Annotated in this window: 10 protein-coding genes and 3 tRNA genes; 9 read left to right on the top strand and 4 right to left on the bottom strand. The window is 58.3% G+C overall.

All coding sequences use genetic code 11. From position 1 onward, the window contains the following. Window positions 1-106: 106 nt before the first annotated feature. Window positions 107-961: a bifunctional methylenetetrahydrofolate dehydrogenase/methenyltetrahydrofolate cyclohydrolase FolD gene (gene folD / locus ACF8C6_RS11830; protein ID WP_341692824.1), complete on the bottom strand. Its 855-nt coding sequence runs from the start codon at window positions 959-961 to the stop codon at window positions 107-109. Window positions 962-1,221: 260 nt separating this feature from the next. Here folD and ACF8C6_RS11825 point away from each other — a divergent pair. The 9 genes from ACF8C6_RS11825 (at window position 1,222) to ACF8C6_RS11785 (ending at window position 10,088) form a co-directional block, all read left to right on the top strand. Continuing rightward, window positions 1,222-1,298: transfer RNA gene (locus ACF8C6_RS11825), tRNA-Arg, on the top strand. A 31-nt stretch (window positions 1,299-1,329) separates the two neighbouring features. Further along, a tRNA-His gene (locus ACF8C6_RS11820) sits at window positions 1,330-1,405 on the top strand. 55 nt (window positions 1,406-1,460) lie between these two features. Beyond that, window positions 1,461-1,545: transfer RNA gene (locus ACF8C6_RS11815), tRNA-Leu, on the top strand. Between the two features lie 142 nt (window positions 1,546-1,687). Next, window positions 1,688-2,998 (top strand): trigger factor, encoded by a 1,311-nt coding sequence (gene tig, locus ACF8C6_RS11810; RefSeq protein ID WP_392499465.1) that lies wholly within the window; start codon window positions 1,688-1,690, stop codon window positions 2,996-2,998. Between the two features lie 92 nt (window positions 2,999-3,090). Next, complete coding sequence (clpP, locus tag ACF8C6_RS11805; protein ID WP_277691373.1) at window positions 3,091-3,732, top strand: ATP-dependent Clp endopeptidase proteolytic subunit ClpP; 642 nt, start codon at window positions 3,091-3,093, stop codon at window positions 3,730-3,732. A gap of 108 nt (window positions 3,733-3,840) precedes the next feature. Further along, window positions 3,841-5,121, top strand: coding sequence for an ATP-dependent Clp protease ATP-binding subunit ClpX (clpX, locus tag ACF8C6_RS11800; protein ID WP_068826115.1), 1,281 nt, complete (start codon window positions 3,841-3,843; stop codon window positions 5,119-5,121). A gap of 135 nt (window positions 5,122-5,256) precedes the next feature. Continuing rightward, the gene (lon, locus tag ACF8C6_RS11795) at window positions 5,257-7,653 is read left to right on the top strand and encodes an endopeptidase La (protein ID WP_392499464.1); all 2,397 of its coding nucleotides are present in this window, start codon (window positions 5,257-5,259) and stop codon (window positions 7,651-7,653) included. Window positions 7,654-7,788: 135 nt separating this feature from the next. Beyond that, window positions 7,789-8,061: a nucleoid-associated protein HU-beta gene (gene hupB / locus ACF8C6_RS11790; RefSeq protein WP_003239952.1), complete on the top strand. Its 273-nt coding sequence runs from the start codon at window positions 7,789-7,791 to the stop codon at window positions 8,059-8,061. Between the two features lie 173 nt (window positions 8,062-8,234). Beyond that, on the top strand, window positions 8,235-10,088 hold the full coding sequence (locus tag ACF8C6_RS11785) for a SurA N-terminal domain-containing protein (protein WP_392499463.1): 1,854 nt from the start codon (window positions 8,235-8,237) through the stop codon (window positions 10,086-10,088). 60 nt (window positions 10,089-10,148) lie between these two features. Here the strand turns inward: ACF8C6_RS11785 and fabI are convergent, their stop codons facing one another. The 3 genes from fabI to ACF8C6_RS11770 are packed head-to-tail and all read right to left on the bottom strand — an operon-like array spanning window position 10,149 to window position 13,598. Next, window positions 10,149-10,943 carry an enoyl-ACP reductase FabI gene (fabI, locus tag ACF8C6_RS11780; protein ID WP_392499462.1) on the bottom strand — a complete coding sequence of 265 codons (795 nt, stop codon included), beginning with the start codon at window positions 10,941-10,943 and terminating at the stop codon, window positions 10,149-10,151. A gap of 20 nt (window positions 10,944-10,963) precedes the next feature. Further along, window positions 10,964-12,577, bottom strand: coding sequence for an ABC transporter ATP-binding protein (locus tag ACF8C6_RS11775; RefSeq protein ID WP_392499460.1), 1,614 nt, complete (start codon window positions 12,575-12,577; stop codon window positions 10,964-10,966). A 1-nt stretch (window position 12,578) separates the two neighbouring features. After that, entirely contained in the window at window positions 12,579-13,598 is a 1,020-nt protein-coding gene (locus tag ACF8C6_RS11770; RefSeq protein ID WP_392499459.1) for an ABC transporter permease, read from the bottom strand.

The raw sequence follows: 13,598 nt of genomic DNA, 5'->3' as shown, positions 1-13,598 counted from the left end.
GGATGGTGCCTCGGTCATCCAGTCGGTTTGGCTGTAGAGCCTTCGGGCTGGCTCACCAGTAGGCCGGGAAATCTCTGACGGGTCGGCCATTAGAGGTGCGGGCGAGTCAGGCGTGAAGATGTTCCGCTGCGTACAAGGTGTTTTCCAGCAGGCAGGCTCGGGTCATCGGGCCTACACCGCCAGGTACCGGGGTAATCCAGCTGGCGCGTTCGGCGGCGGCGTCATATTCAACATCGCCCACCAGCTTGCCATCGGCCTGACGGTTGATGCCGACGTCAATGACGATGGCGCCCGGTTTGATCCACTCGCCTTTGACCAGGCCCGGCTTGCCAGCAGCCACGACCACGATATCGGCCTGGGCCAGGTGGCCAGGAAGATCCTTGGTGAAGCGGTGGGTCACTGTCACGGTGCTGCCGGCCAGCAACAGTTCAAGAGCCATCGGCCGACCAACGATGTTGGAGGCGCCGACGATGACCGCATGCTGGCCATGCAGGTCAACGCCGGTACTTTCCAGTAAGGTCATGATGCCCTTCGGGGTGCAGGGGCGCAGCAGAGGCATGCGCTGCGACAGTCGGCCGACGTTGAAGGGGTGGAAGCCATCCACGTCCTTGTCTGGGCTGATGCGCTCTAGCAGCTGCGAGGCGTCCAGGTGCGCGGGGAGCGGCAGTTGCACCAGGATGCCGTCAATGGCGTTATCGCGGTTAAGTTGGTCGATCAGCCCCAGCAACTCGCCCTGAGTGGTGCTGGCGGGGAGATCGTGGGCTACGGATACAAAGCCGACTTCCTCGCAATCTTTGCGTTTGTGCGAGACATACACCTGCGAGGCCGGGTCACTGCCTACCAGAATGACGGCCAGGCCGGGTGCGCGTAGCCCTTGCTGGCGACGCTCGGTGACACGTTGGGCGATCTCCTGGCGGAGCTTGGCGGCAATGGCTTTGCCATCGATCAGTTGTGCGGTCATGACGCGTGCTTTAACCCTGAGGAAGGATGAGAAAAGGGTGTCGCATTCTCTCATGGGTGGTCGGTGGGGCAAAGGCGCATGCGCTGTCCTTTCCTGTAACTCCTTTATCTCTAAGAAATTTTTTGAAATTCGTGTTGACGCATGTGTGGTGGCTCTATAAGATTCGCCCCGCTTGTCGAGCACAGCCAGTCGCTGGGTAAGAAGGCGGCAGTCAGTGATGACTGTAGCTGTAGCTTTAAAGTCTGTTCGCAGATGATTAAGCGCCCGTAGCTCAGCTGGATAGAGCATCCGCCTTCTAAGCGGATGGTCGCAGGTTCGAGTCCTGCCGGGTGCGCCATTGGCGAATCGGGCTCAAGCATTGCAATATGGTGGGCGTAGCTCAGTTGGTAGAGCACAGGATTGTGGCTCCTGGTGTCGTGGGTTCGATTCCCATCGTCCACCCCATATTCGAGAGAGCGCCAGGCACACAGCCTGGCGTTTTTGTTTAAAGCGTTACCACGCGGACGTGGTGAAATTGGTAGACACACCAGATTTAGGTTCTGGCGCCGCAAGGTGTGAGAGTTCGAGTCTCTCCGTCCGCACCATCTTCTTTCTTCCTTCCTTTTATATCCCGCCGGTTTTTGTGCTCGATTGTGCAGGTGACTTCTGCTATTCGAGCCACTAGAATGCTCGCCTTTGATTTGGGGCCGGAACGGCCGGCTTATGTCTGTGCAACGAGGAATATCCATGCAAGTTTCTGTTGAAAGCACCTCCGCTCTTGAGCGTCGCATGACCATCGGCGTGCCGGCCGAGCGCATCGAGACTGAAGTGACCAAGCGTCTGCAACAGACTGCGCGTCGTGCCAAGGTTGCTGGTTTCCGCCCTGGCAAAGTGCCGATGAACGTCATTCGCCAGCGTTATGAAGACTCTGCTCGCCAGGAAGCGCTGGGCGACCTGATCCAGGCGACCTTCTATGAGGCCATCGTCGAGCAGAAGCTGAATCCGGCGGGCGCGCCGTCCGTCGAGCCGAAAACCTTCGAGAAGGGTAAGGATCTCGAGTACGTCGCTACTTTCGAGGTGTTCCCGGAAATTCAGCTGGCCGGTTTCGATGGCATTGCCGTCGAGCGTCTGCAGGCTGAGGTTGCCGACAGCGACGTCGACAATATGCTGGAAATTCTGCGCAAGCAGAACACTCGCTTCGAGGCTGTCGAGCGCGCTGCAGAGAATGGTGATCAGCTGAATATCGACTTCGTTGGCAAGATCGATGGCGAAGCTTTCGCTGGCGGCAGCGCCAAGGGGACTGCTCTGGTGCTGGGTTCCGGTCGTATGATCCCCGGCTTCGAAGATGCACTGGTTGGTGTGAAGGCTGGCGAGGAGCGCGTAATCAATCCGACTTTCCCGGAGGATTACCAGAATTTGGATCTGGCCGGTAAAGCTGCCGAGTTCACCGTTACCGTTAACAGTGTTTCCGCTCCGCAACTGCCGGAACTGAATGACGACTTCTTCGCCCTGTTCGGCGTCAAGGAAGGCGGCATGGAAGGCTTCCGCGCCGAAGTGCGCAAGAACATGGAGCGCGAGCTGCGCCAGGCCATCAAGTCCAAGGTCAAGAACCAGGTGATGGAAGGTCTGCTGGCTGCCAACCCGGTTGAAGTGCCTAAGGCGCTGATCGGCAACGAAGTGAATCGTCTGCGTGTGCAGGCCGTTCAGCAGTTCGGTGGCAACATCAAGCCGGATCAACTGCCGGCCGAGCTGTTCGAAGAGCAGGCCAAGCGTCGTGTGGTGCTGGGGCTGATCGTGGCTGAAGTGGTCAAGCAGAGCGAGCTCAAGGCTGATGAAGCGCGTGTTCGCGAGCTGATCGAGGAAATGGCTTCCGCGTATCAGGAGCCGCAGCAGGTTGTGGCTTGGTACTACAAGAACGACCAGCAGCTGAACGAAGTGCGTTCGGTTGTACTGGAAGAGCAAGTTGTAGATACTGTTCTGCAGAAGGCCAAAGTGACCGATAAAGCGGTCTCCTACGAAGAAGCGGTCAAGCCGGCGGAAGCCCCGCAAGCTGCCTGATCCCTCGCCTCGTTTGAGCACACCCATAAGCCAGCCTTCGTGCTGGCTTATGCGTCTTTAGAGACATGACTATTAGGGAGAGATCGCTAGACATGTCGCACCATTCCTTGATGAATTCCATGCCTGACATCCAAGCTGCCGGCGGCCTCGTGCCGATGGTGATTGAGCAGTCCGCCCGCGGTGAGCGCGCTTACGACATCTATTCGCGCCTGTTGAAGGAGCGCGTGATCTTCCTGGTTGGCCAGGTAGAGGACTATATGGCCAACCTGGTGGTGGCTCAGTTGTTGTTCCTTGAGGCGGAGAATCCGGACAAGGATATTCACCTCTACATCAATTCGCCGGGTGGCTCCGTCACTGCCGGTATGTCGATCTACGACACCATGCAGTTCATCAAGCCTGATGTGTCGACCATCTGTATCGGTCAGGCCTGCAGCATGGGTGCCCTGCTGCTGGCAGGTGGTGCCGCAGGTAAGCGTTACTGCCTGCCGCATTCGCGCATGATGATTCATCAACCGCTGGGCGGCTTCCAGGGGCAGGCCTCGGATATCGAAATCCATGCCCGCGAAATACTGACCATCCGCGAGCGCCTGAACAAGATCCTGGCGGATCACTGCAAGCAGCCGATCGACGTGATCGCCAAGGACACCGACCGCGACAACTTCATGAGTGGCGATGAGGCAGTCAAGTACGGCCTGATCGATCAGGTTCTGAGTCGTCGCCAGCTGGCCGTCTAATCGGCATCCTCGCACGGTGGTCGGTAGCGTCCGACCATCCTGCAGGCTTGAAAATGCCTGCAATTGCCTTCATCTTGTGTTTCATGCCTACCGTATTGGATCGATCGAATGACTGACACCCGCAATGGCGAGGACAACGGCAAGCTGCTCTACTGCTCCTTCTGCGGCAAAAGCCAGCATGAAGTGCGAAAGCTAATCGCCGGGCCCTCGGTCTTTATCTGCGACGAGTGCGTCGACCTGTGCAACGACATCATCCGCGAGGAGGTGCAGGAAGCCCAGGCCGAAAGCAGTGCTCACAAATTGCCTGCGCCCAAGGAAATCAGCGGTATTCTGGATCAGTACGTGATCGGTCAGGAGCGTGCCAAAAAGGTGCTCTCCGTTGCTGTGTACAACCACTACAAGCGCCTGAATCAGCGTGAGAAAAAGGACGACGTAGAGCTTGGTAAGAGCAATATCCTGCTGATCGGCCCAACTGGTTCCGGTAAGACGTTGCTGGCCGAAACGCTGGCCCGCTTGCTCAATGTACCTTTCACCATCGCTGACGCCACCACCCTGACCGAAGCCGGTTATGTAGGCGAGGACGTCGAGAACATCATTCAGAAGCTTCTGCAGAAGTGCGACTACGACGTAGAAAAAGCCCAGATGGGTATTGTCTATATCGATGAAATCGACAAGATTTCACGCAAGTCGGACAACCCATCTATCACTCGTGATGTTTCGGGTGAGGGAGTGCAGCAGGCGCTTCTCAAGCTTATTGAGGGGACTGTGGCCTCGGTTCCGCCTCAGGGTGGCCGCAAGCACCCGCAGCAGGAGTTTTTGCAGGTCGATACTCGCAACATCCTGTTCATCTGCGGTGGTGCATTTGCTGGCCTGGAGAAGGTTATCCAGTCTCGCTCCACCAAGGGCGGTATCGGCTTCAATGCCGAAGTGCGCAGCCAGGATCTGGGTAAGAAGGTAGGCGAGGCGCTACGCGAAGTCGAGCCTGACGACCTGGTCAAGTTCGGTCTGATTCCCGAGTTCGTTGGACGTCTGCCAGTCATCGCTACCCTTGATGAGTTGGATGAAGCTGCACTGATGCAGATTCTGACCGAGCCTAAGAATGCCTTGACTAAGCAATACGCCAAGCTGTTCGAGATGGAAGGCGTCGATCTTGAGTTCCGTGCTGATGCGCTGAAAGCTGTCGCGCACAAGGCTCTGGAGCGCAAGACTGGCGCGCGTGGTCTGCGTTCTATTCTTGAAGGCGTGCTGCTCGACACCATGTATGAGATCCCTTCGCAGTCCGAGGTCAGCAAGGTGGTGATCGACGAAAGTGTCATTGAGGGTAATTCTCAGCCATTGCTCATCTATGAGAACAGTGAACCGCCTGCAAAGGCCGCGCCTGACGCATGATGATGTAACAAAGGGCCCTGCGGGGCCCTTTGCATTTACGTCTTTCTTGCTTGTTTTTTCCTAGGGGTGGCCCCATCTTAGGGGCAAGGGTATCCCGTCCGTTTACGGCCTGATGGCCGCCGTAGAGCTGAAAACATGAAGACAACCATCGAACTGCCTCTCTTGCCGCTGCGTGATGTTGTGGTCTATCCGCATATGGTCATTCCGCTGTTTGTTGGGCGTGAAAAGTCCATCGAGGCCCTTGAAGCTGCCATGTCGAGTGACAAGCAGATCCTCTTGCTGGCCCAGCGCAACCCTGCTGACGATGATCCTGCTGAGGATGCGCTTTATCGTATGGGTACGGTGGCTACCGTGCTGCAGTTGCTCAAGCTTCCGGATGGTACGGTCAAGGTTCTCGTCGAAGGTGAGCAGCGTGGTTCCATTGAGAAGTTCATCGAGGTCGATGGCCATTGTCGTGCTGAGGTGCAGCTGCTTGACGAGCAGGACGTAGCCGAGCGCGAATCGGAGGTTTTCACACGTAGCTTGCTGAGTCAGTTCGAGCAGTACGTGCAGTTGGGTAAAAAAGTTCCTGCCGAGGTTCTCTCTTCGCTGAACGGTATTGATGAGCCTGCTCGTTTGGTCGACACCATGGCCGCGCATATGGTCCTGAAGATCGAGCAGAAGCAGGAAATTCTTGAGATTACTGGCTTGGCCGAACGTGTCGAGCATGTGCTGGCGTTGCTGGATGCCGAAATTGATCTGCTGCAGGTCGAGAAGCGCATCCGCGGTCGAGTGAAGAAACAGATGGAGCGCAGCCAGCGCGAGTACTACCTGAATGAGCAGATGAAGGCCATTCAGAAAGAGCTTGGCGATATTGATGAGGGGCACAACGAAGTCGATGAGCTTAAGAAGCGCATCGAGAATGCGGGCTTGACCAAAGAAGCTCACACTAAGGCCATTGCTGAGCTTAACAAGCTCAAGCAAATGTCGCCGATGTCGGCTGAGGCCACTGTGGTGCGCTCCTACATCGACTGGCTAACCAACGTGCCGTGGAAGGCCGAAAGCAAGGTGCGTCTTGACTTGGCCAAGGCCGAGGACATCTTGGAGGCCGACCATTTTGGCCTTGAGGAAGTTAAGGAGCGCATCCTCGAATATCTCGCCGTGCAGAAGCGAGTGAAGAAGCTCAAGGGGCCGGTGCTCTGCTTGGTTGGTCCGCCGGGTGTGGGCAAGACGTCGCTGGCTGAGTCTATTGCTCGTGCGACCAATCGTAAGTTTGTGCGCATGGCGCTTGGTGGCGTTCGCGACGAGGCCGAGATCCGTGGGCACCGCCGCACCTATATCGGCTCCATGCCAGGTCGACTGATTCAGAAACTGACCAAGGTTGGTGTGCGCAATCCGCTGTTTTTGCTTGATGAGATCGACAAGATGGGCAGCGATATGCGGGGCGACCCCGCGTCTGCCTTGCTTGAAGTACTGGATCCCGAACAGAACCACAATTTTAACGATCACTACCTAGAGGTCGATTACGACCTATCGGATGTGATGTTTATCTGCACGGCCAACTCCATGAATATTCCGGGGCCTCTGCTGGATCGGATGGAGGTCATCCGTCTGCCGGGCTATACCGAGGATGAAAAGGTCAACATTGCCATCAAGTATCTGACGCCCAAGCAGGTATTGGCTAATGGCCTCAAGAAGGGTGAGCTAGAGTTCGACGAAGGCGCTATCCGCGACATAATCCGCTACTACACCCGTGAGGCTGGCGTGCGCAGTCTGGAGCGTCAGGTATCCAAAGTCTGCCGTAAGGTAGTGAAGGAGCATGCCAAGGATAAGCGTATCAAGGTGGTAGTGAGTGCCGAGTCGCTTGAGCATTATCTCGGTGTGCGTCGCTATCGCTTTGGGCTTGCCGAGCAGCAGGATCAGGTTGGACAGGTTACCGGTCTTGCCTGGACGCAGGTTGGCGGTGAGCTACTAACCATTGAGACCGCTGTGGTGCCCGGCAAGGGGCAGTTGATCAAGACGGGTTCATTGGGCGATGTGATGGCCGAGTCGATGACGGCGGCGCTGACTGTGGTGCGCAGTCGTGCGAAGAGTCTGGGGATCGCTCCAGACTTCCATGAGAAGCGCGATGTTCACATCCATATGCCGGAAGGGGCGACGCCGAAGGATGGGCCTAGTGCTGGTATCGGCCTGTGTACTGCCCTGGTTTCCTCGCTCACGCAGATCCCGGTTCGGGCTGATGTGGCCATGACTGGTGAGATCACCTTGCGTGGTCAGGTGTTGGCCATCGGTGGGCTCAAAGAGAAACTGCTGGCGGCCCATCGCGGTGGAATCAAGACCGTGATCATCCCGGAAGAGAATGTGCGCGACTTGAAGGAAATTCCCGAAAATATTAAGCAAGACCTGACCATTAAGCCGGTTAAATGGATTGACGAGGTCCTGCAAATTGCGCTGCAATACGCCCCGGAGCCCTTGCCTGATGCGGCTCCCGAGATGGTTGCAAAGGATGAGTCTCGCGAGACTGATTCCAAGGAGCGAATCAGCACGCATTAGCCGGAAGGCTTCCTTGACACTATTTTCGGGCCCTTGTTATAAAACGGCTCTTATGTGTCATCAGGCCTTTCGACACCCGCTTTGCTTACACCAAACAACTAAGAAACAACTCAACGGAAATAAGGGGACTTAAGAGTGAACAAGTCGGAACTGATTGATGCCATCGCCGCATCCGCTGATATCCCGAAAGCTGTTGCTGGCCGTGCGCTGGATGCAGTAATCGAATCCGTCACTGGCGCTCTGAAAGCCGGTGACTCGGTGGTGCTGGTTGGCTTCGGTACTTTCGCTGTCAAAGAGCGTGCTGCCCGTACTGGTCGCAACCCGCAAACTGGTAAGCCGATCAGCATTGCTGCTGCCAAGATCCCAGGTTTCAAAGCTGGTAAAGCCCTGAAAGACGCCGTCAACTAAGCGTCTCTCGGGCTTAGCCCCTGCCACGTTGAGATCGTCTCAACCGGCACGGAGTTGCGAAAGCACTCCAACAGTTATGAGAAGGCGCATCCTCGGATGCGCCTTTCTTTTATCCGGATTCCAATACCCACGCTGCATGGCCATCGGCCTGATGTGAGCGTTTCGGGGGAAGCATGCTGCAGAACATCAGGGACAACTCCCAAGGCTGGATTGCCAAGACCATCATCGGTGTGATCATCGTCTTGCTGGCTCTGACCGGTTTCGATGCCATCATCCAGTCCACTAGCAACAGTCGCACTGCTGCGGAGGTAAACGGGGAAGAGATTACTCTGGACAGCCTCAATGCTGCAGTCGATATGCAGCGCCGACAACTGATTCAGCAGTTCGGCAAGGATTTCGATGCCTCCCTGCTTGATGACAAGCTGCTGCGTCAATCGGCACTCGATGGCCTGGTTGAGCGTACTCTGCTGCTGCAAGGAGCCGGTGATGCCGGTATGGTGATTTCCGATGCCTCCCTTGATCAGCTGATTCTGCAGATGCCGGTATTCCAGATCGAAGGCAAGTTCGATGCATCGCGTTTCGATCAGGTTCTGCAGCAACAGGGCTTCACCCGAATGCAGTTTCGCGAGCGACTGAAGCAGGATGTATTGGTCAGCCAGCTTCAGGCAGCGCTAGTCGGCAGCAGCTTTGTGACCGATGCCGAAGTCGATGCCTTCGTTAGTCTGGACAAGCAGACGCGCGACTTCTCCAGCCGTACCCTCAAAGCGGATGTGACTACGGTTGAGGTCAAGGACGATGAAGTCAAGGCCTATTATGACGAGCACCCTGATCAGTACATGAGTGCGGAGCAGGTCGTCATCGATTATCTCGAGTTGAAGAAGGAGTCCTTCTTTGATCAGGTCGAGGTTAGCGATGATCAGCTACAAGAGCTCTACAACAAGGAAATCGCCAATCTGGCCGAGCAGCGCAACGCCGCGCATATCCTGTTGGAAGTCAATGACAAGCTCACCGACGAACAGGCCAAGGCCAAGCTGGAAGAGGTCAAGCAGCGCCTGGACAAGGGAGAGGAGTTTGCTGCTCTTGCCAAGGAAGTCTCCCAGGATCCGGGTTCGGCCAGTAATGGTGGTGATCTCGGATTCGCCGGTCCGGGTGTGTACGACCCGGCCTTCGAACAGAGTCTTTATGCTCTGAAGCCGGGCGAGGTTTCTGAACCTGTGCGCAGCGAGTTTGGCTGGCATCTGATCAAGCTGCTGGACGTCCAGGCGCCTGAGGTGCCGAGCTTCGCCAGTCTGAAGGACAAGCTTGAGCATGACCTCAAGGCTCAGCAGGTCGAACAGCGCTTTGTCGAAGCGGTGAAACAGCTGGAGGAAGCGAGTTTCGAGGCATCCGATCTGACTCAGCCTGCCCAAGAACTTGGCCTGCAAGTGCAGACCAGTGCGCCTTTCGGTCGTGAAGGTGGGGAAGGCGTCACTGCCAATCGCCAGGTCGTGCAGGCCGCCTATGCGCCGGAAGTTCTCGAGGACGGTGGCAACAGCAATGCTATCGAGCTTGATCCGGATACCACCCTGGTACTGCGCGTCAAAGAGCACAAGAAACCCGAGTTGCTACCGTTTGAACAGGTTGCTGCAGGTATTCGCCAGACCCTGGCCCAGAAGAAGTCGCGTGAGGCTGCGAAGGCCGAGGGTGAGGCTTTGCTGGCGAGTCTGAAGCAGGGAGAGAGCGCTGATGGTGACTGGACCAAGATTGAAGCGGCCAATCGTAGCCAGGAAGGAGTTGATCCCCTGGTGCTGCAGGCGCTGTTCCGTATGACCAAGCCGGCTGAGGGCAAGCCTAGCTATGCCGGTGTCAGCCTGAACAATGGCGACTTTGTGGTTCTGCGTCTGGAAGGTGTCAGTCAGGCCAAGGCAGAGCTGAGTGCCGAGGAGAAGGTGAGTTATCGCCGCTTCCTCGCTTCGCGCAGTGGTCAGCAGGACTTTGCTGCCTATCGTGAGCAGCTGAAGGAAAAAGCGGATATCGAGCGTTTCTGATCGCTATCCCGCTTCCATGAAAAAGGCCGCATGCGCGGCCTTTTTCATTTCTGGGTTACATCAGTCTTCGATGTTACCCATGGCGGTGGTGTTGAAACCGCCGTCGACATAGAGGATCTCGCCGCTAATACCTGAGGCCAGATCAGAGCAGAGGAAGGCACCGGCGTTGCCGACTTCCTCGATGGTCACGTTGCGGCGCAGCGGGGTCTGCTTCTCATTGGCGGCGAGCATCTTGCGGAAGCTCTTGATGCCGGAAGCGGCCAGGGTGCGGATCGGGCCAGCGGAGATGGCGTTGACGCGAGTGCCTTCCGGGCCGAGGCTGCCGGCCAGGTAGCGTACACCTGCTTCCAGGCTTGCCTTGGCCATGCCCATGACGTTGTAGTTGGGCATGGTGCGTTCGGCACCCAGGTAGGAGAGGGTGAGGATGCTGCCGTTACGGCCCTGCATCATTGGGCGACCGGCCTTGGCCAGAGCGACCAGGCTGTAGGCGCTGATGTCGTGGGCGATCTTGAAGCCCTCGCGGGTGGTGACTTCGGTGAAGTCGCCGTCCAGCTGGTCACCTGGGGCGAAGCCCACGGAGTGGACGATGCAGTCCAGGCCGTCCCACTTCTTGCTCAGCGCCTCGAAGACCTTGGCTATCTCCTCGTCGTTGGCTACGTCGCAGGGGAAGCACAGCTCGGGGTTGGAGCCCCAGCCGGCGGCGAATTCTTCGACACGGCCCTTGAGCTTGTCGTTCTGGTAGGTGAAGGCGAGCTCGGCGCCCTCGCGATGCATGGCGGCGGCGATGCCCGAGGCAATCGACAGCTTGCTGGCCACGCCAACGATCAGTACGCGCTTACCGGCGAGAAAACCCATGTGCGTTGTTCCTCTTCTGGTTAATCGGCGGCTGCCGGAGCCATGAATGCGGCTTCCAGCAACTGCTGGGTGTAAGGGTGCTGCGGCGCGGCGAAAATCCGCTCGGCCGGCCCTTGCTCAACCACCTTGCCCTGCTTGACCACCATCAGCTGGTGGCTCAGGGCCCTGACCACCGCCAGATCATGGCTGATGAACAGGTACGTCAGGTTGTACTTGGCCTGCAGCGAGCGCAGGAGTTCCACCACTTGACGCTGTACGGTGCGATCGAGCGCCGAGGTGGGCTCGTCGAGCAGTATCAGCGCCGGTTTCAGCACCAGTGCCCGGGCAATGGCAATCCGCTGCCGTTGCCCGCCGGAAAACTCATGGGGGTAGCGGTGCCGGGTGTCCGGATCCAGTCCTACTTCCTTGAGCGCGTCGATGACGGCCTGTTCCTGCTCCTCGGCAGTGCCGATCCCGTGAATGCGCAGGCCTTCGCCAACAATCTGGCTCACGCACATGCGTGGACTGAGACTGCCGAAGGGGTCCTGGAAGACCACCTGCATTTGCCGTCGTAGCGGCCTTACGGCTTGCTGCGACAGCCCATCCAGCGCCTGGCCCTGAAAGCGGATGGTGCCCCGGCTGCCGAGCAGCCGCAGGATCGCCATGCCGAGGGTGGATTTGCCGGAGCCGCTTTCGCCTACGATGCCCAGGGTTTGGCCCTGGGGCAGGCTGAAGTCGATGCCGTCCACTGCCTTTACGTGATCGACGGTGCGTCGCAACACTCCCTTTTTGATCGGGAACCACACGCGCAGGTCTTCCGCTTCCAATAGTGGCGCGCCGGCAGGGTTGGCCGCAGGCTCGCCGCTGGGCTCGGCGCCAAGCAGTTCCCGGGTATAGGGATGCTGCGGAGCGCGGAACAATTCATCACACGACGCCTGTTCGACGATGCATCCGCGCTGCATGACACATACGCGATGGGCGATTCGTCGTACCAGGTTGAGGTCGTGGGTGATCAGCAGCATGGCCATCCCTAAGCGCGCCTGCAGATCCTTGAGCAGATCGAGGATTTTCAGCTGCACGGTGACGTCGAGGGCTGTGGTCGGCTCGTCGGCGATCAGCAGTTCGGGCTCATTGGCCAGGGCCATGGCGATCATCACCCGCTGGCGCTGGCCGCCGGACAGCTCATGCGGGTAGGCCTTGAGGCGCGTGGCCGGGTCGGGAATACCGACCAACTCCAGCAGTTCGATGATACGTGCCTGGGCGGCTTCTCCACGCAGTCCCTTGTGCCAGGCCAGCACTTCGCCGATCTGCTTGCCGATGCTGTGCAGCGGGTTGAGCGATGTCATGGGTTCCTGGAAGACCATGGCGATACGGTTGCCACGGATACCGCGCAGCTTGTCCGGGGCCAGTTTGAGCAGGTCTTGATCGCCATACTGGATGCTGCCCGCCGGATGGCGGGCGAGCGGGTAGGGTAGCAGGCGCAGGATGGAGTGGGCGGTGACCGATTTGCCGGAGCCGCTTTCGCCGACCAGGGCCAGGGTCTCGCCCTTACGGATCTCGAAACTGACACCTTCGATCACCCGCTGGGCCTGGTTGCCGGTGACGAACTCGACGGCCAGGTCGCGCACTTCGATGAGGTTGTTCGAGTCGGTCATGTCATTTCCTCGGGTCGAAGGCATCGCGGGCGGCTTCGCCGATGAACACCAGCAGGCTGAGCATCAGGGCCAATACGGCAAAGGCACTGATGCCCAGCCAAGGGGCCTGCAGGTTGGCCTTGCCCTGGGCCACCAGTTCGCCCAGCGATGGCTCGCCGGCCGGCAGGCCGAATCCAAGGAAGTCCAGAGAAGTCAGGGTGCCGATCGCGCCGGTGAGGATAAAGGGCATGAAGGTCATGGTCGAAACCATGGCATTGGGCAGGATGTGGTGGAACATGATGCCGCCGTTACCCATGCCCAGGGCCCGAGCCGCGCGTACATATTCCAGGTTACGACCACGCAGGAACTCGGCGCGTACTACGTCGACCAGGCTCATCCACGAGAACAGCAGCATGATGCCCAGCAGCCACCAGAAATTGGGCTGCACGAAACTGGCCAGGATGATCAGCAGATAGAGCACCGGCAGGCCCGACCAGACCTCGAGGAAGCGCTGGCCGGCCAGGTCGACCCAGCCGCCGTAGTAGCCCTGCAGGGCGCCAGCGAATACGCCGATGATGGAGCTGGCAATGGTCAGCGCCAGGGCGAACAGCACTGACACACGAAAGCCGTAGATCACCCGCGCCAGCACGTCGCGGCCCTGGTCGTCAGTGCCCAGCCAGTTCTGTGCCGAAGGCGGTGCCGGGGCCGGTACCTGCAGTTCGTAGTTGATGCTGGAGTAGTTGAAGGGAATCGGCGGCCAGATCATCCAGCCGTCCTTTTCCGCGATCAGCTCCTGGATGTAGGGACTTTTGTAGTTGGCCTGCAGAGGAAATTCGCCGCCGAAGGTGGTTTCCGGGTAGCGCTTGAGTACCGGGAAATAGAGTTCGCCGTCGTAATGCACTACCAGCGGCTTGTCGTTGGCGATCAGTTCGGCGCCCAGGCTCAGCACGAACAGGCCGAGGAACAGCCAGAGCGACCACCAGCCACGTTTGTGCGCCTTGAACAGGGCAAGGCGACGTTGGTTGAGGGGGGAGAGCGCCAT

The organism is Pseudomonas sp. zbq_18 (genome assembly GCF_043102245.1).
Lineage (GTDB): Bacteria > Pseudomonadota > Gammaproteobacteria > Pseudomonadales > Pseudomonadaceae > Aquipseudomonas.
This window is presented reverse-complemented; position numbering and strand designations above follow the sequence as displayed.